This window comes from Mesorhizobium sp. M1E.F.Ca.ET.063.01.1.1, assembly GCF_003998155.1.
Classification (GTDB): domain Bacteria; phylum Pseudomonadota; class Alphaproteobacteria; order Rhizobiales; family Rhizobiaceae; genus Mesorhizobium.
Genome location: NZ_RZSC01001219.1, coordinates 1 through 1,102, shown reverse-complemented (window position 1 = coordinate 1,102; position 1,102 = coordinate 1). Strand labels below are relative to the sequence as shown.

2 protein-coding genes are annotated in these 1,102 nt (G+C 65.7%); one reads left to right on the top strand and one right to left on the bottom strand.

Going from position 1 to position 1,102, the window contains the following annotated elements:
* Positions 1–591, top strand: a 591-nt coding sequence (locus EOA29_RS37410) for a chloramphenicol phosphotransferase (RefSeq protein ID WP_127222455.1), incomplete at its 5' end; no start/stop codon positions are given.
* 13 nt (positions 592–604) lie between these two features.
* Here EOA29_RS37410 and EOA29_RS37405 read toward each other — a convergent pair.
* Positions 605–1,033 (bottom strand): HIT family protein, encoded by a 429-nt coding sequence (locus EOA29_RS37405; RefSeq protein WP_126093871.1) that lies wholly within the window; start codon positions 1,031–1,033, stop codon positions 605–607.
* Positions 1,034–1,102: the final 69 nt, after the last annotated feature.

Below are 1,102 nucleotides of genomic sequence, written 5' to 3'. Positions count from 1 at the left end.
CCGCGATCCGGAAAGTCGAGCATTGCCGCCGCCATTCAGGAGATGCTCGATGGCGTTTGGGTCAATCTCGGCGTCGACGCCTATGCGCAAATCACTCCGCCGCGATTGCGTCCGGGCATCGGCCTGCGCCCCGGCGGCGAACGCCCCGACCTCGAGGTTTTCGTGCCGCGCCTTTACGCCGCGCTTTACGACTCCATCGTGGCGCACAGTCGCCAGGGGCTGAATGTCGTCACCGATGTCGGGCACCACGATGCCTATTCGAGGTCGCTCAACGTCCTTCCCGACTGCGCCAAGCGCCTGGCCGGCCTGCCGGTCCTGTTCGTCGGCGTCCGCTGCCCGATCGAGGCGATCCTGCAAAGGCGCGCCGCCGGCGCGGCGGACGGAATTTACGTGGCCGGATCGGACGAGGATCCGATGCCTTGGCCCGTGCGCCTGTGGCAGGAAGAGGTCCACAGGCCCGGCATCTACGACCTGGAAATCGATACCTCGCAGCTAGGCCCGGAAGCGTGCGCCGAGGCGATCCGGCAGCGGCTCATCGCAGGACCGGAGCCGACAGCCTTCCAGAGACTGGCGCAAATGCGGGCCGCCTGAACCCGCCGCAGGATCAGCCGCCAAGCGCCGCCCGGATCTTGCCGGCGTTCTCGGCCAGCACCTCCGGCTTCTCCATCTGCCCGGAATGCGGCTTGAGCGGCACGCCCTCGAAGCGCGGGATGACATGGACATGAAGGTGGTAGACTGTCTGCCCGGAGGCCGGCTCGTTGAACTGCATCAGCGTGACGCCGTCGGCGTCGAAAGCCTTTTTCACCGCTACCGCCACTTTCTGCACAACGGCAAACAGCGGACCGAACGTTGCCGGATCGGCGTCGAGAATATTGCGCGACGGCGCCTTCGGCAGCACTAGCGTGTGGCCGACCCCTTGCGGCATCACGTCCATGAAGGCGACGACCGTATCGTCCTCATAGATGCGATGCGAGGGGATCTCGCCGCGCAGGATTTTCGCAAAGATGTTGCCGGGATCGTAGGCTTCGGCCATGGCGGGTGCTCCGGATTGCGATCTGTCGTCCGGTGTAGCGAAGCCGGTCTCAAGCGGCAAGACAGAGGG